At 73.8% G+C, this 15,575-nt stretch carries 16 protein-coding genes and 1 pseudogene; 7 read left to right on the top strand and 10 right to left on the bottom strand.

What is annotated here, in order from left to right; translation table 11 throughout:
- Positions 1–91 precede the first annotated feature (91 nt).
- Positions 92–445: a MazG-like family protein gene (locus ACPXCS_RS07540; RefSeq protein ID WP_425945264.1), complete on the bottom strand. Its 354-nt coding sequence runs from the start codon at positions 443–445 to the stop codon at positions 92–94.
- A 95-nt stretch (positions 446–540) separates the two neighbouring features.
- Complete coding sequence (locus tag ACPXCS_RS07535) at positions 541–1,098, bottom strand: DoxX family protein (RefSeq protein ID WP_425945265.1); 558 nt, start codon at positions 1,096–1,098, stop codon at positions 541–543.
- 173 nt (positions 1,099–1,271) lie between these two features.
- Here ACPXCS_RS07535 and ACPXCS_RS07530 point away from each other — a divergent pair, with 173 nt between their 5' ends.
- On the top strand, positions 1,272–1,598 hold the full coding sequence (locus ACPXCS_RS07530; RefSeq protein WP_425945266.1) for a nuclear transport factor 2 family protein: 327 nt from the start codon (positions 1,272–1,274) through the stop codon (positions 1,596–1,598).
- 251 nt (positions 1,599–1,849) lie between these two features.
- On the opposite strand, the gene ACPXCS_RS07525 is transcribed toward ACPXCS_RS07530, so the two are convergent.
- Complete coding sequence (locus ACPXCS_RS07525; protein ID WP_425945267.1) at positions 1,850–2,608, bottom strand: SDR family oxidoreductase; 759 nt, start codon at positions 2,606–2,608, stop codon at positions 1,850–1,852.
- 134 nt (positions 2,609–2,742) lie between these two features.
- On the opposite strand from ACPXCS_RS07525, the gene ACPXCS_RS07520 reads away from it, so the two are divergent.
- Positions 2,743–4,383: an alkaline phosphatase D family protein gene (locus tag ACPXCS_RS07520; protein ID WP_425945268.1), complete on the top strand. Its 1,641-nt coding sequence runs from the start codon at positions 2,743–2,745 to the stop codon at positions 4,381–4,383.
- Here ACPXCS_RS07520 and ACPXCS_RS07515 read toward each other — a convergent pair.
- Entirely contained in the window at positions 4,370–5,416 is a 1,047-nt protein-coding gene (locus tag ACPXCS_RS07515) for a Gfo/Idh/MocA family protein (protein ID WP_425945269.1), read from the bottom strand. The genes ACPXCS_RS07520 and ACPXCS_RS07515 overlap by 14 nt on opposite strands.
- An 85-nt stretch (positions 5,417–5,501) precedes the next feature.
- Here ACPXCS_RS07515 and ACPXCS_RS07510 point away from each other — a divergent pair, with 85 nt between their 5' ends.
- Positions 5,502–6,800, top strand: a complete 1,299-nt coding sequence (locus ACPXCS_RS07510; protein ID WP_425945270.1) for a multidrug effflux MFS transporter — start codon at positions 5,502–5,504, stop codon at positions 6,798–6,800.
- A complete protein-coding gene (locus ACPXCS_RS07505) occupies positions 6,752–7,927 on the top strand; it encodes a serine hydrolase domain-containing protein (RefSeq protein ID WP_425945271.1) in 1,176 nt (391 codons plus the stop codon). Before ACPXCS_RS07510 ends, ACPXCS_RS07505 begins: the two co-directional genes overlap by 49 nt.
- Positions 7,928–8,007: 80 nt before the next feature.
- Here ACPXCS_RS07505 and ACPXCS_RS07500 read toward each other — a convergent pair whose 3' ends face one another.
- A complete protein-coding gene (locus tag ACPXCS_RS07500; protein WP_425945272.1) occupies positions 8,008–8,253 on the bottom strand; it encodes a hypothetical protein in 246 nt (81 codons plus the stop codon).
- A gap of 134 nt (positions 8,254–8,387) precedes the next feature.
- Here ACPXCS_RS07500 and ACPXCS_RS07495 point away from each other — a divergent pair, with 134 nt between their 5' ends.
- Positions 8,388–9,386, top strand: coding sequence for a small ribosomal subunit Rsm22 family protein (locus ACPXCS_RS07495; RefSeq protein WP_425945273.1), 999 nt, complete (start codon positions 8,388–8,390; stop codon positions 9,384–9,386).
- A 244-nt stretch (positions 9,387–9,630) separates the two neighbouring features.
- Here the strand turns inward: ACPXCS_RS07495 and ACPXCS_RS07490 are convergent, their stop codons facing one another.
- Positions 9,631–9,837: a DUF6243 family protein gene (locus tag ACPXCS_RS07490; RefSeq protein WP_425945274.1), complete on the bottom strand. Its 207-nt coding sequence runs from the start codon at positions 9,835–9,837 to the stop codon at positions 9,631–9,633.
- 104 nt (positions 9,838–9,941) lie between these two features.
- On the opposite strand from ACPXCS_RS07490, the gene ACPXCS_RS07485 reads away from it, so the two are divergent.
- A complete protein-coding gene (locus tag ACPXCS_RS07485; protein ID WP_425945275.1) occupies positions 9,942–10,589 on the top strand; it encodes a TetR/AcrR family transcriptional regulator in 648 nt (215 codons plus the stop codon).
- Here ACPXCS_RS07485 and ACPXCS_RS07480 read toward each other — a convergent pair.
- Positions 10,568–11,425 carry a glycerophosphodiester phosphodiesterase gene (locus tag ACPXCS_RS07480; protein WP_425945276.1) on the bottom strand — a complete coding sequence of 286 codons (858 nt, stop codon included), beginning with the start codon at positions 11,423–11,425 and terminating at the stop codon, positions 10,568–10,570. The two genes, ACPXCS_RS07485 and ACPXCS_RS07480, sit on opposite strands and share 22 nt — an antisense overlap.
- 257 nt (positions 11,426–11,682) lie before the next feature.
- On the opposite strand from ACPXCS_RS07480, the gene ACPXCS_RS07475 reads away from it, so the two are divergent.
- Positions 11,683–12,414 (top strand): bifunctional DNA primase/polymerase, encoded by a 732-nt coding sequence (locus tag ACPXCS_RS07475; protein ID WP_425945277.1) that lies wholly within the window; start codon positions 11,683–11,685, stop codon positions 12,412–12,414.
- A gap of 24 nt (positions 12,415–12,438) precedes the next feature.
- Here ACPXCS_RS07475 and ACPXCS_RS07470 read toward each other — a convergent pair whose 3' ends face one another.
- The 3 genes and pseudogenes from ACPXCS_RS07470 to efeB all read right to left on the bottom strand — a co-directional run bounded on the left by ACPXCS_RS07470 (position 12,439) and on the right by efeB (position 15,575).
- Positions 12,439–13,431 carry a hypothetical protein gene (locus tag ACPXCS_RS07470; protein WP_425945278.1) on the bottom strand — a complete coding sequence of 331 codons (993 nt, stop codon included), beginning with the start codon at positions 13,429–13,431 and terminating at the stop codon, positions 12,439–12,441.
- Positions 13,316–14,326 (bottom strand): annotated as a pseudogene (gene efeU, locus ACPXCS_RS07465) (iron uptake transporter permease EfeU). The gene ACPXCS_RS07470 and the pseudogene efeU overlap by 116 nt, the downstream one beginning before the upstream one ends.
- A 4-nt stretch (positions 14,327–14,330) precedes the next feature.
- Positions 14,331–15,575 carry an iron uptake transporter deferrochelatase/peroxidase subunit gene (gene efeB, locus ACPXCS_RS07460; protein ID WP_425945279.1) on the bottom strand — a complete coding sequence of 415 codons (1,245 nt, stop codon included), beginning with the start codon at positions 15,573–15,575 and terminating at the stop codon, positions 14,331–14,333.

The following is a 15,575-nucleotide window of genomic DNA, read 5'->3' as shown; positions in this document are numbered from 1 at the left end:
GCCGGCGGGTGGAAACGAGCCCACCGGGGCGTCGCCGTCCGGCCGCCGCGCGACGACCGGAGCCGGCGCCGCGCACCGCACCGGCGAGCGGTCACTGCCGCGCCGAGGCCAGTGACCGCTGCGCCACCCGCCCCAGATGGTGCGCGAACACCTCCCGTGCCTCGGGTGTCAGCGTCCGCAGCGCCACCAGCGCCGTGATGACGACGTCGCACAGCTCCGCCTGCACGTCGTCCCAGCCGTGGGTGACGCCCTTGCGCGGGTTCTGGCCGGTCGCGCCGATCACCGCCTCGGCGACCTCGCCGACCTCCTCGCTCAGTTTCAGCACGCGCAGCAGCAGGCCCTCGCGGCCCTCGACCGGGCGCTGCGCGTCCAGCCACGCGTGCAGGACCTCGACGGTGTCCCACAGCTCGGGCGCGGGCGGGGCGGCGGGCGTGTCATCACTCATGGGCCGCAGCCTGCCACGCGGGTCTGACAGCGCCCCGGCCGCGGGTGGAGGGCTGCCCGCCCAGCGCCCCGGCCGCGGGCGGAAGGCTGCCCGCTCTACGCCATCGACTCCTCTGCGAACAGGGCCTCCTGCTCGCCCTCCTTGGCCTTCCGCAGCCGCCGGGCCCGTCCCCCGACGACCAGGGCGGTTCCCGCCGCGGTCGCCGCGAAGGCCGCCGGGAGCATCCAGCCCCGGTTCACCGCGTGCCCGAGCGCGTGGTCCAGGGAGTACCGCCCCGGCCCGGTGACGGCCAGGCCGGCGGCCGTCAGACCGAGCGTGGCGGCGTACTCGTAGCCGCCACCCTGGTTGAAGAACCCGTTCGGGGCGTGCACCGCGGCGGCCCCGGCCATCGCCCCGGCGGCCGCCGCGCCGGCCGCGGGCGTGGCGAGACCCAGGGCCAGCAGGGCGCCGCCGCCGGTCTCGGCGAGCCCCGCGGCCGTCGCGCTGGCCCTGCCCGGGGCGTAGCCCACGGACTCCATGAACTGGCCGGTGCCCTCGATGCCGTGGCCGCCGAACCAGCCGAACAGCTTCTGCGCGCCGTGGGCGGCCAGCACACCTCCGGTCCCCAGCCGGAGCAGCAGCAGGCCCAGATCACGTCGGTGGTCATGCCTCACGCGCTTCACGTACCTCACGTCGTCTCCCGGAGCGGGCAGCAGGAACAGGGAACCCCTCGTCGCCCTCCCACCGTCGCACCTCCGGCTCGGCGCGACATCCCACGGATGCGCCAGGGGCGCCGTTCGGGTGGCACGGGTGGCGTGGTCCGGCGGCCGGGACGAGGCTGGCGCACATGACGATTCAGACCACGCGCCTCAGCGACCCGGCCGTCCGCGCCTTCGTGACCGCCGTGAACAACCACGACCGCGAGAGCTTCATGGAGTTGCTCGCGCCGGGCGCGACCATGGCGGACGACGGGTCGGACCGCGACCTCGCCGACTGGGTCGACCGGGAGATCTTCACCTCGCGCGGCCACATGGAGGTGGACAACGAGTCCGGCGGCGGCCGGTCCCTGCTCGTCCGCTACAGCAACGACACCTGGGGCGAGATGCGCACCAAGTGGAGCTTCACCGTCGACGAGGACGGCAGGATCTCCCGCTTCGAGACCGGCCAGGCCTGACGCGGCAGTCGTTCCACGCACCGGTGCGCACCCCGCGGTCCCCGCGGGGTCCACCCCCACCCGGTCCCGTGGAACGACTGCCGCCCCCACCCCCCTGGATGTGGCCTACGGAAGCCCTCTGCTCCAACTGTGAAGCTTTGGTGTAGGAGAGTTGAGCATAAGCGCCCGACCGGCCGCAATGGTGCGGACGAACCAATTCCGTTTGTGCAGGTTGACGAGTTGACGACGTGGGCGGGCGCCCGCCGCGGGGCTCAGCCGCGCCCGATGTACGGCATCGCCGTGGCCAGCACGGTCGCGAACTGCACATTCGCCTCCAGCGGCAGCTCCGCCATGTGCCGCACGGTGCGGGCCACGTCCGCGACGTCCATGACCGGTTCCGGGGCGACCACCCCGCTCGCCTGCAGGGCCCCGGTCTGCATGCCGGCCGTCATGTCGGTCGCCGCGTTGCCGATGTCGATCTGCCCCACGGCGATCCGGTACGGCCGGCCGTCCAGCGACAGCGACTTGGTCAGGCCCGTCAGCGCGTGCTTGGTCGCCGTGTAGGCCACCGACCGCGGGCGGGGCGTGTGCGCGGAGATCGAGCCGTTGTTGATGATCCGCCCGCCCTGCGGGTCCTGCTGCTTCATCTGCCGGAACGCGGCCTGCGCGCACAGGAACGCCCCGTTGAGGTTGGTGTCCACCACGTGCCGCCAGGCGTCGTAGGGCAGTTCCTCGACGGGCACCCCGCCGGGCCCGAACGTGCCCGCGTTGTTGAACAGCAGGTCCACCCGCCCGAACCGCTCGACGGTGGCGGCGAACAACTCCGTCACGTCCTGCGGGCGTGAGACGTCCGTCCGTACGGCGAGAGCCGCGCCCCGCGGCACCAGCGCCGCCGTCTCCTCCAGCGTCTGCGCGCGCCGGCCCGCCAGCGCCACCGACCAGCCCGCGCGCAGCAGTTCCGCCGCGACCGCCCGGCCGATGCCGGAGCCCGCGCCGGTCACCACCGCGATTCCGTTCCCCTTCGCATTCATGGCCCCGCAGCGTACGGGAGCGTCCGCCATCCGGAACTCATCCGTCCGTCATGTGAGTGCTGTGCACGCGTCGATCAGGTGTCGTCCCCGGCCACTCCAATGCCCCCTGCAGCCATTCGCCAGGGGAGGACCGGATGACACCCGCAGCACACCCGTCCCAGCACGCCCCCGAACTCCGCGCGGCCGCCCGCCACATCGGCCGCCGCCGCTTCCTCACCACCACCGGCGCCGCCGCCGCGCTGGCCTTCGCCACCAACCTGCCCGCCCCGGGCGTCGCGGCCGCCGCCGAACTCGACGCCGCGACGATCGCCGACGACCCCTTCACGCTGGGCGTCGCCTCCGGTGACCCGCTGCCGGACTCGGTGATCCTGTGGACCCGCCTCGCGCCCGTCCCCTTCCAGGCCGACAGCGGACTGCCCGCCCAACGCGTCACCGTGCACTGGGAGCTGGCCCACGACGAGCGGTTCCGCCGCATCGCCCGGCGCGGCACCGCCACCGCGCACCCCGAGTTCCACCACACCGTCCACGTCGAGGTGGGCCACCTGCAGGCCGGCCGCGTCTACTACTACCGCTTCCGCGCGGGCCGCTGGATCAGCCCCACCGGCCGCACCCGCACGGCCCCCGGCCCCGGCAGCCGCGTGCCGTCCCTCACCCTCGCCGCCGTGTCCTGCCAGGCCTACCACGACGGCTACTACACCCCCTACGCCCACCTCGCCGCCGAGGACGTCGACCTCGTGTTCCACCTGGGCGACTACCTCTACGAGTACGCCGTCGACGCGGCGGGCGGCCAGCGCAGGTACACCGACCGCACCCTGCCCGCCCTGTTCGCCCGCGAGACGGTGACCCTGGAGGACTACCGGCTGCGGTACGCCCTCTACAAGTCCGACCCGGACCTGGCCGCAGCGCACGCCGCGCACCCGTTCGTCGTCACCTGGGACGACCACGAGACCGAGAACAACTACGCCGGGGACGTCCCCGAGAACAGCGTCCCGCCGGAGGAGTTCCTGCTGCGCCGCGCCGCCGCCTACCGCGCCTACTGGGAGAACCAGCCCCTGCGCCGCCCGCAGCGCCCGACCGGACCCGACATGCGGCTCCACCGCCGCCTGACCTGGGGCCGGCTTGCCCAGTTCGACGTCCTGGACACCCGCCAGTACCGCTCCGACCAGGCCTACGGCGACACGGCGCACGTGCCCGGCCCCGAGTCCGACGACCCGGCACGCACCATGACCGGCGCCAGCCAGGAGCGGTGGCTGCTCGACGGCTGGCGCTCCTCGCGGGCGCTGTGGAACGTCGTACCGCAGCAGGTCCTGTTCGCCCGCCGGAACATGGACGCCACTCTCCCCTCCCGGGTGTCCATGGACGCCTGGGACGGCTACAGCGCCTCCCGCCGCCGTGTCCTGGACGGCGCGAAGGCCGCCGGCGTGGCCAACCTGATGGTGCTCAGCGGCGACGTGCACTCCGCCTACGCCTTCGACATCAAGGACGACTTCGACGATCCGTCCTCCGCCACGCTCGGCACCGAGATCGTGGCGACGTCGATCTCCAGCGGCCGGGACGGCGCCGACAAGCCCGCCACCTGGGACACCTACATGTCCGCCAACCCGCACCTGAAGTTCTTCAACGGCCGGCGCGGCTACGTCACGGTCGCACTGGGCCGGGACTCGGCGCGCGCGGACTTCAGGACCGTGCCGTACGTGACCAGGCGGGGGGCGCCGGTCACGACGGCCGCGTCCTTCGTGACGGAGGTGGGGGAGCAGGGGCTCAAGCCGGCGTGAGTTCCGCCGTGCGGCCCTCGTCCGGGGTCTCACCCGGGGTCTCGCCGGGGTAGCGGACGCCGACGCGGTCCCGGATCGCGTCGAGCGTCCGCATCACCGCGAGCGTGCCGTCGAGCGGGACCAGCGGGGACTCGGTCTCGCCGGCGCGCACCGCCCGCATGACCTCCAGCGCCTCGTGGCGCATGCTGTTGCGCGGCCCGTCCGCCGGGTCGGCCGTGAACTCCTCGGCGTCACGGCCGTCCCGGTGCAGCACGAAGCCCTCCGGGAAGAAGAAGCCGTGCGGGATGTCGATACGGCCCTTGGAGCCGGTGACCGAGGCGGCGGTCGCCGTACCGCCCACGATGGAGCAGTGCACCGAACCGAGAGCGCCGCTCTCCCAGGAGAGCACCGCTGCCGTCTGGAGATCGACGCCCTCGTCCGAGAGCACCGCTCGCGCCGCGATGTCCGACGGCTCCCCGAGCAGCAGCTGCGCGAACGACACCGGATACACGCCCAGATCGAGCAGCGCGCCCCCGCCCAGCTCCGGGTTCCGCAGCCGGTGCGAGGGCGGGAACGGGCCGGCCAGCCCGAAGTCGGCCTGCACACTGCGCACCTCGCCGATCGCCCCGTCGTCCACCAGCGCCTTCAGCCGCCGCACCAGCGGATTGCAGTACATCCACATCGCCTCCATCAGGAAGCGCCCGTGCTCCCGCGCCAGCGCGACGAGTTCCCCCGCCTCCCGCGCGTTCAGCGTGAACGGCTTCTCGCACAGCACGTGCCGCCCGGCCGCCAGACACAGCCCGGCAGCCGCCCGGTGTGCCGTGTGCGGTGTGGCGACGTACACGACATCGATGTCCTCGTCCTGCGCGAGCCCGTTCCAGTCGCCGTAGGCCCGGGCTATCCCGAACCGCTCCGCGAACGCCTCCGCCGACTCGCGCGACCGCGACGCCACCGCCACGACCTCCGCGTCCGGCAGGTCGACCAGATCCGCGGTGAACGCGGCCGCGATCCCTCCGGTCGCCAGAATCCCCCACCGCACCGTGTCCGCCGTCATTCCCGCCCGCCTCCGCCTCGTGACCCCTAGCAGTCCGTACGAGCTGAGAGCATAGGTGGCGATCGACTCGAAAAGGGAGGGACTCATGCCCGAGGGTGGGGCGTCCATATCGAAGACCGCGCAGGGGGCCGCGACCGGGACGGAACCCCCCGACCTCACACCGCACCGCCGCACCGGGCTCCTGGTCACCTTCCTCCTCGGAAGCCTGACCGCCGTACCGCCCCTGGCGATGGACATGTACCTCCCGTCGCTGCCGGAGGTCACCCGCTCCCTGCACGCCCCCGCCGCGACCGTCCAGCTCACCCTCACCGCCTGCCTCGCCGGCATGGCCCTCGGGCAACTCGTCGTCGGGCCGATGAGCGACCGCTGGGGGCGCCGCCGCCCGCTGCTCGCCGGGCTCGCCGTCTTCGTCGCCGCCACCGTCCTGTGCGCGCTCGCGCCCACCGTCGAACTCCTGGTGGCCTTCCGGCTGGCCCAGGGCCTCGCGGGCGCCGCCGCGATCGTCATCGCCCGGGCCGTCGTCCGCGACCTCTACGACGGCATGGCCATGGCCCGCTTCTTCTCCACCCTCATGCTGATCTCCGGGGTCGCCCCGATCGTGGCGCCCCTGATCGGCGGTCAGGTGCTGCGCGTGACGGACTGGCGGGGCGTCTTCGCCGTCCTCACGGTCGTCGGGGTCCTCATCGGCGTCCTGGTCTGGGCGAAGCTCCCCGAGACCCTGCCGCCCGCCGCACGGCACAGCGGCGGCGTCGGGGAGGCCCTGCGCGCGATGCGCACCTTGCTCGCCGACCGCTCCTTCACCGGCTACATGCTCACCGGCGGCTTCGCCTTCGCCGCCCTCTTCGCCTACATCGCCGCCTCCCCGTTCGTCATCCAGGAGATCCACGGGGCCTCCCCGCAGACGTTCAGCCTCCTGTTCGGCGTCAACTCGGTCGGACTGGTCGTCGTCGGCCAGATCAACGGCAAGATCCTGGTCGGCCGGGTCGGCCTGGACAAGGTGCTGGGCGTCGGCCTGGCGATCGTCATCGCGGCCGCGACCGCACTGCTGCTGATGTCCCTGGGCGTGTTCGGCGAGGTCGGGCTCGCGCCCGTGGCCGTCGCGCTGTTCGTGCTGATGTCCGCGATGGGCATCACCCTGCCCAACACCCAGGCGCTCGCCCTGATGCGGGTCCGGCACGCCGCCGGTTCCGCCTCCGCCCTGCTCGGCACGTCCTCCTTCCTCATCGGGGCGATCGCCTCCCCGCTGGTCGGCGTCGCCGGGGAGGACACGGCCCTCCCGATGGCCGTCGTCCAACTGGCCGCCGCACTGGTGGCGCTGGCCTGCTTCGTGGGAATGTGCCGTCCCTGGAGGGCCCGCGCGAGTGTGGAGGGAGCGGACAGCTGAGCGCACCGAGACTGCGCGACGGCACGCCGGAACGGGCCGGACTCGACCCCGAGGAGCTGCGCCGGCTCGTCCGGGAGGTCCACGTCCTCACCACCGGGCGGCGGCCCTGGGCACCGGGCGCGGTGCTGGTCGTGGGACGCGGCCCGTTCATCGCGGTCGAGGAGGCGGCGGGCTGGGCCGTCCGCTACGCGGCCTACGACGAGACCACCGATGCGGGCGTGGAACTGCCCCCCGAGGAGCGGGTCCCGATGACCGTCGGCACCCCCTTCGACCTGGCGTCGCTGACCAAACTGTTCACCTCGGTCGCCGCCGTGCAGCAGATCGAGCGCGGCACGCTGGGCATCGACGCCAGGGTCGGCGCGTACCTGCCCGACTTCACGGCGGCGGCCCGGCACGGCATCACCGTCCGCCAGCTCCTCACCCACACCTCCGGACTGCGGCCCGAACTCCCCCTCTACGACTGCGCCGACGACGCCGAGCGCCTCGCGGCACTGCGCTCGGAGGCCCCGGTCGGAGCGCCCGGCACGTACTGCTACTCAGACCTCAACATGCTCCTCCTCCAGCACGTCCTGGAACGCCTCACCGGACGCACCCTCGACGTCCTGATCCACGACGGCATCACCCGGCCGCTGGGCATGACGTCGACGGACTTCGGCCCGTGCCCCGGCGCGGCGGCCACGGAGGACCAGCGCCGGCCCTGGGCCAAGGCGGACCGGGGCATGCTGCGGGGCGAGGTGCACGACGAGAACGCCTGGGCGCTCGGGGGAGTGGCGGGCCACGCGGGCCTGTTCTCCACGGGCCGGGACCTCGCGGTCTTCTGCCGCACCCTCCTCGCCGGCGGCTCCCACGGCCCCGCCCGCATCCTCGGCCCCGATTTCGTCGAACTCCTCTTCACCCCACCGGGCCTCGGCTTCTCCCTCGACCAGCCCTGGTTCATGGGTGACCTGGCGGGCCGCGGAGCAGCGGGCCACACGGGCTTCACCGGCACGTCCCTGGTCCTCGACCCGGCGACGGACACGTTCCTGATCCTCCTCACCAACGCGGTCCACCCCCGCCGCAGACGCCCGGACAACGCACCGAGGGCGGCGGCGGGGTCGCGGGTGGCCCGGGCGGTGCGGGGGAGATGAGGCGCGGCCCCGGCCGCCCGCTCACCGTCCGGCGCCTTCGCTCCGCTCCCGCACGGCGATCCGGGCCGGTTTCGTCGGCATCATGCCGTTGCGGACCGCGACCAGGTAGTCGAACGGGGAGGCCGTGCATGCGGGTGGGTGCCGTCCAGGGTGAGCGGGCCCGCGCCGACGCGGACCTTCAGCCGGGCGCCCACGTCCGGCCAGTGCGGGTCGGCGGCGAGGACCCGGCGGGTTCCCGTGACCCACTCCCCGTGGCGGTGGCCGTCCGACAGCAGGCGCCGGGCCTCGGACGGCGAGGTCAGGATCGGACGGCGGTTCCCGGCCATGGCCACGCTCCTGACAGGTGTGCGTACGAGGGGAGAGAGGGCTTCCAGGGTCACGCCGGGCGTCGACGCCTGCGCGGTCCGGCGGGGCCGGACGGGGGAGTCCGGCAGCGCCGGGGCCCTCGTAGAATCGCCGGGTGAACGACCCCCTGGCCCCGGCCGAATCCCTCCGCGCCTCCCTCGCCGGTCTGCTCGACGGGCTGCCGCCCCGGCAGGCCGCGCAGGCCGTGGAGCGGCTGATCAGCAACTACCGGGGGGCCACCCCGACCGACGCGCCGATCCTGCGGGACCGGGCCGATGTCGCCGCCTACGCCGCCTACCGGATGCCCGCGACCTTCGAGGCCGTGCGGTCGGCGCTGGAGGCGTTCGCCGAGGCCGCTGCGGGATGGGTGCCCGGATCGCACACCGACGTCGGCGGCGGTACGGGCGCCGCGGCCTGGGCCGTGAGCGCGACGTGGGAGGGGCGGCGGCCCGTCACCGTGCTCGACTGGGCCGAGCCGGCCCTCGCCCTCGGCCGGGAGATCGCCGCGGCCCGGCCGGCCCTGCGCGACGCCCGCTGGCAGCGCTCCCGGATCGGAGCGGCGCTCTCCTTGGAGAGCACTGATCTCGTCACGGTCTCGTACGTCCTCAACGAGCTGACCGCCCCCGACCGCACCGCCCTCGTCGACGCCGCCGCGGCCGCCGCCCGGGCCGTCGTGATCGTCGAACCCGGCACCCCCGACGGTTACGCCCGCGTCATCGAGGCCCGCGACCGGCTGATCGGCGCCGGCTTCCGGATCGCCGCCCCCTGCCCGCACAGCGCCGCCTGCCCCATCGCACCGGGCACGGACTGGTGCCACTTCTCCGCCCGGGTGAGCCGCTCCTCCCTGCACCGCCAGGTCAAGGGCGGCTCCCTCGCCTACGAGGACGAGAAGTTCAGCTACGTCGCCGCCGCCCGCTTCCCCGTCGAACCGGCTGCCTCGCGGGTCGTGCGCCGGCCCCAGATCCGCAAGGGCCAGGTCCTGCTGGACCTGTGCGAGACGGAGCCGTCCCTGCGCCGCACCACCGTCACCAAACGCCACGGCGACCTCTACAAGGCGGCCCGGGACGCCGACTGGGGAGACCCCTGGCCGCCGCCCTCGGGTGACGTCGACTGACCGGACCCCGCCCGGCCCGCCCAGCGCCCCGGTGCCTCCCGCGCCCACGCCCGGCCGACGGAGGGCAGGTGCCCGATGCCGGCACCGTGGTTGCCGCCCGGCACTCACCGCGCCCGTGAGTCCGCGCCCGAGCGCCGGAAGTGCTCGGCGGGGCGGCCGCGGTGCCGCGACCGCCTCGGTACGTCCGCCGGACGCCCCCGGAGGATCCCGCGTGCGAGGGGGCCCTTACCCGGGCGCGGAAGGCTCACGACGACGGCTCGGCCGGATCGCCCTCCTGCCGTCGCTGCTGTCGTTTCTCCTGGAGTTTGCGCAGCAGTTCGCGCTTCTGGGCCTGCGGGTCGAGCCCGCCGCCGACCCGGCCGCCCCGGCCGCCGCCCCGCAGGGCGTCACGGCCGAGCTTCCGGCGCGAACCGCCGACCCCCAGCATGTCTCCGGCTCCACCTCGGGCCATGTCGGGCTCCTTCCTCACCACAAGGGGACGAGACGGTTCGTCTCGCTAACACTCCTCCACTCTCCGCGAGACGCTCCGTCTTGTCAACCTGATAAATTCAGGCCATGGCCGCCCACAAGTCAGCCCAGCCCGCCTCCGGCAAGTCCGCCCCCGACTCCACCCGGCGCAGCGAGAAGTCCCGCCGGGCCATCTACGACGCCGCCCTCGCCCTCGTCGTCGACGTCGGCTACACGAAGACCACCATCGAGGGCATCGCCGCCCGCGCCGGCGTGGGCAAGCAGACGATCTACCGGTGGTGGTCGTCGAAGGCGGACGTGCTGATGGAGGCCTTCCTCGACCTGGCCGACCGGTCCCAGCGGGAGGTGGCGTCGGGGCCGGTGACGCACGCCTTCCCGGACACCGGGGACCTCGCCGCCGACGTCAAGGCCGTCCTGCGCGCCACCGTCGACGAACTGCGCGACCCGCGCTTCGAGGCGCCCTCGCGCGCCCTGGCCGCCGAGGGCGTCGTCAACGAGCAGTTCGGACGCGAGCTCGTGGCCAGGCTGCTGCAGCCCTCACTCGACCTCTACACGGACCGGCTGCGCGCCGCCCAGGCCGCGGGCCAGGTCCGGGAGGGCCTCGACCTGCGCATCGCCCTGGAGTTCTTCGTCTCCCCGCTCGCCCAGCGCTGGCTCCAGCACACCGGCCCGATCTCCTACGAGTACACCGACACCCTCGTCGACTACGCCCTTCACGGCCTCGCGCCCCGCTGAGCGGCCCGGGCCAGCCGCCCCGGCGCGTCCGTGATCACCCCGTCGCAGCCCAGCGCCAGCACCCGGTCCCGCTGCGCGTCCGTCACCACCGTGTGCGCCCATACCCGGGGGATCCCCGACCGCACCGCCCGCAGCAGGTCCGCGTCGCGCGCCCGGTGGTCCACGTCCAGCAGGTCGACGTAGGACCGCCAGCGCTCCGGGCGGTCCGTGCGCAGCTGCTCCGCCGAGCGCCACACCTGCGCCAGCAGGCCGAGGCGATGCACGCGCCGGGCCACCTCGGGGTCGTTGGAGTTCACGAACACCGAGCGGGTCAGCCCCCGGGCGCGGATCAGCGCGGCCAGCCGGTCCACGCCGCGCGGGTCCTTGGCCTCCAGCATCAGCACGATCCGGCCGCCGAAACGATCCAGCACCTCGGCGACCGTCGGCGGCCGCTCCGACCGCCAGCTGCCCGGGAGCCGGTCCTTCGGGCGCAGCCGCACGCCCCGCCACTCCCGCGCGTCGAGGCCGCGCACCGCGCCGCCCAGGTAGGTCGTGCGGTTCAGGGTCTCGTCGTGGAACACCACCGGCGTGCCGTCGCGCAGCAGCCGCGTGTCGAAGTCCAGCACCTGTGCCGTGCCGCGCTCGTAGGCCGTCATCAGGCCCGCCATGCTGTTCTCCGGGACCTCGCGGGCACCGCCGCGGTGGGCGACGTAGGTGATCCGGGGGAGTGCCGCCACGGTCAGCGGGCCGGCGCCCCACTCCAGCGGGGCCGGGACGCGGCCGCCGGGCCCCGTGAGGGCGAGCGAGACCACGGACGCCGCGGTGGCCAGGGCCGTCAGCGCGATGCTTGTGACCATGGCGACCACGGTAGGGCGCCGAACGGGCGCAAAGCCGTGAATGACACCCGATGGTCGGTAAAGCGGGACAACAGCCGGGACGGCGGCTCCCGCGCCTTTTCGTCCGGTGGCATATGCCTCGCCCCCCGGTGCGTCGCTCGCCCCACCGGTCCACGTCTCGGCCCTCATGCCCCGGATGTGGGCACTGGCCCCCCGGTGCGCGGGAAGATGGGACCATAGGGCATGCTGTTCCGCACGACGGCGAGGCGAGGGGATAGATGAGCGCGGAGTTCGGCGGCCGGACCGGCCTGCAGGGCAAACTCACCCAGTGGCTGCGCGCGGGGCGCCGGCCCAAGGAGACCGCCGGTGACGGCGGCCGTGAGGACCTGCTGCTCGCCGCCGCCGGCGCGGGACTGCCGCTCGCACCCGCCGCCCACCCCTCCGGATACCGCTGCTCCTGCGACCGCGTCGGCTGCCCCACCCCCGCCCGGCACCCGGTGTCCTTCGCCTGGCAGACGCAGTCCACCACCGACCGCTCCCAGATCGAGCGCTGGGCCCGCCACCAGCCGCAGGCCAACTTCATCACCGCGACCGGCATGGTGCACGACGTCCTCGACGTGCCCCTCGACGCCGGTCGCGTCGCGTTGGAGCGGCTGCTCTCCGAGGGCGTGGAGGTCGGGCCGGTCGCCGAGAGCGACGACGGGCGCATGCTCTTCTTCACCCTCACGCGCGGTACGCCCGAGGACGAGGACGAGTGGTGGCCGTGCGAGCTGGACTGCCACCCCGAGACGATGGACGAGCACCCCGGGCTGCGCTGGCACTGCCGCGGCTCCTACGTCCTCGTGCCGCCGGCCCGGCTGCCCGGCGAGGACCAGGCGGTGCGGTGGGTGCGCGGCCCCGAGCACGCGCTGCCGGACCCGCTGAGCCTGCTGGAGGTGCTCACCGAGGTCTGCGCGCGCTACGCCGGCGAGGAGAGCGACCAGCGGGCGGCCTGGCCCCTGCGGCACTGAGCCCCCGCCCGGCCCGCCCGTCCGCTACGAGCCCTCCGCCGCGGTCAGGCCCTGGATCCTGCCCAGGATGGTCACCTCGCCCTGGCCCTCGGGGTCCAGCGCCACCTCGTTGGAGACGAACTCCATCGTGAGGGACTGCTTGATCTCGCCCTCGGTCAGGGCGCTCACGTCCTTGTTCGGGACGGGGACCGACGTGCCCGCCGCGGCCGTCTGCTTCTCGTAGTGCCGCGTGGTGAAGAACACCAGCGCCCCGCCGTCCGTCGTGCGCAGGGCCAGCGGCGCGTAGTCGCCGTTCGTCAGCGGCTCGTCGATGTACTGGGTGACCAGGCCGGGCTTCTTGGCGTTCTTCTGCCGCAGGGTGCGCCACTGGCTGGTGTGCGGGCCGTCCGCGAAGGTCTCCCCGCCGTCCTTCAGATACGTGCTGTAGCTGCGGCTCAGCTCGCCCGGAGCGGCGGCCAGACCGGCCGCGTTCACGGGGACGGACTCGGCCCAACCGTCCGCGTCCTTCTTGAACTGCGGGACCTTGCCCGGGGCGACGAGGGTCAGGTACGCCACCTGGAACGGGGCGTCGAGGCTGCTGCGGGTGAACACGAGGAGCCAGCGGGCGGCGCCGCCCTTGTTGCCCGCGGCGTCGACGAGGAACCAGCGGGGCCAGCCGGCCTTCTTCGGGATGGTGAACTTCGCGTCCGTCAGCCGCAGGGGGGTGTGGTTCGGGTTGCCGTCCGGGTTGTTGGCCCGGCCGGCCTTCAGGCGGGCCGAGTCGATGTCGGCGAGGGCGCCGGTGGTGTGGTCGGCGTCCAGGGTGGCGTCGTAGGCCTTGTCGGCCTCGTTGTACGCGGCCGTGAACTGCCGGAGTGCCTCGGCGGCTTCGGCGCGGGTCGTGGACGGCAGGATCTCCCGTTCACCGTGCACCACGACACATCCACCGGCCGTCAGTGACAAAGCGGTCACCGACGTGGCTATGAGGGCGCTCCGGGCGGGCCTGCGGAGCGTTCGAGGGTCGCGATCCCTGCTCATCGGGTTCCTTCACCTTCCCCTTTCCGGAGGCGAACCCTACCGGGTGCCTCCGGCGGGTACGGCGTCAGGCCCGGTCGCCCACCGGTTCCGTCCGCACCCTGGCCGGGGCGAGGAAGAGGGCGAGGGTGGGGACCAAGTACAGCAGCCACACCGTGACTTGGAGGGTGGTGGGGTCGGGCTGGAAGTTGAGGACGCCCTTCAGCAGGGTGCCGTACCAGCTGTCCGGAGGGATCGTGCCGGAGATGTCGAAGGCCTTGTCGTCGAGGCCGGGCAGGAAGTCGGCCTCCTGGAGGTCGTGGAAGCCGTAGGCGAGGACGCCCGCCGCGACCACGACCAGCATGGCGCCGGTCCAGGTGAAGAACCGGGACAGGTTGATGCGCAGGGCGCCCCGGTAGAACAGCCAGCCCAGGACGACGGCCGTGAGCAGGCCGAGGGCGACGCCCAGCAGCGGACGCGGTGTGCCGTCGCTCGCCGCGTGCACCGAGGCCCAGACGAACAGGGCCGTCTCCAGGCCCTCGCGGCCGACCGCGAGGAACGCCGTGGCGACCAGCGCGCCCGTGCCCATCGCGAGGGCGGCGTCCAGCCTGCCGTGCAGCTCCGCCCTGAGGTGCCGGGCCGTGCGGCGCATCCAGAACACCATCCACGTCACCAGGACGACGGCGAGGAGCGACAGCGAACCGCCGAGTGCCTCCTGCGCCTGGAACGTCAGCTCCTGGGAGCCGAATTCGAGGGCGCAGCCGAAGCCGAGCGCGAGGGCCACGGCGACGCCGATCCCCGCCCAGATCGGCTTGAGCGCGTCCCGGCGGCCGGTCTTGACGAGGTAGGCGATGAGGATGCAGACGACCAGGCTCGCCTCCAGGCCCTCGCGCAGACCGATCAGGTAGTTGGAGAACACGGGCCTAGGCCTCCTCGGAGAACAGCGTCCGGCCCCACCAGTCGTCCTGGTCGCGGACGCCCGGCGGGATGGCGAAGAGCGCCGAACCCACGTGCTGGATGTACTCGTTGAGCGCGTCCGTCGCCAGATTGCGCTGGACGGGGATGAACCCCTTGCGGACGTCGCGCTGGTAGGCCAGGAAGAACAGGCCCGCGTCCAGGCGGCCCAGGCCGTCCGTGCCGTCGGTGAAGGAGTAGCCGCGGCGCAGGAGCGTCGCCCCGTGGTTGGAGTCGGGGTGCGCCAGCCGGACGTGCGCGTCGGGCTTCATCGCCTTCAGGAACGGCTCGTCCCGCTCCTTCGCCTTCCCGACCGGTGCGCCCTCGCCCTTGTCGCGGCCGAAGACGTCCTCCTGCTCCTGGAGCGAGGTGCGGTCCCAGGTCTCGATGTGCATGCGGATGCGGCGGGCGACGAGGTAGCTGCCGCCGGCCATCCAGGCCGGGCCGTCCTTGCCGTCCACCCAGACGTGCTCGCGCAGCCGGGCCGTCTCCGTGCCCGCGATGTTGCGGGTGCCGTCCTTGAAGCCCATCAGGTTGCGCGGGGTCTGGGCCTCGGGTGTCGTCGAGGAGGTCTTGCCGAAGCCGAGCTGCGACCAGCGGATGACGACCTTGCCGAAGCCGATGCGGGCCAGGTTGCGGATCGCGTGCACGGCGACCTGCGGGTCGTCGGCGCAGGCCTGGACGCACAGGTCGCCGCCGCTGCGGTTCCCGTCCAGGTTGTCGCCCGCGAACCTCGGCAGGTCGACCAGGGCTTCGGGGCGCCGGTCCGCGAGGCCGAACCGGTCGAACAGCGAGGGGCCGAAGCCGATCGTCAGGGTCAGCCGGGAGGGCTGCAGGCCCAGGGCCTCGCCCGTGTCGTCCGGCGGGGCCTCGGGCAGGCCGCCGTAGCCGCCCTCGCCGACCGGGTGGCCCGCCGTCATGCGCCGGGCCGCCTCCGTCCAGTCCTTCAGGAGCTGGACGAGGGCCTGACGGTCCTGTGTCGTCACGTCGAACGCGGCGAAGTGCAGGCGGTCCTGGACCGGGGTGGCGATGCCGGCCTGGTGGGTGCCGTGGAACGGGATCGCCGTACCGGCGGCGGGCGTCGAGGTGTCGTCGTCCGTGCGGGCGATCGCCACCGCGCCGCCGGCCGCGGCGGCGCCGAGGGCCAGGCCCGCGCCGCCCCAGCCGAGCAGCGAGCGCCGGGACGGGGAGGAGGACGCGCTGGTGTCCGTCAT

This window comes from Streptomyces sp. DT190, from assembly GCF_049846985.1.
GTDB lineage: Bacteria > Actinomycetota > Actinomycetes > Streptomycetales > Streptomycetaceae > Streptomyces.
Note: the sequence above shows the minus strand (reverse complement) of the source record. Positions and strands in the feature narration are given on the sequence as shown.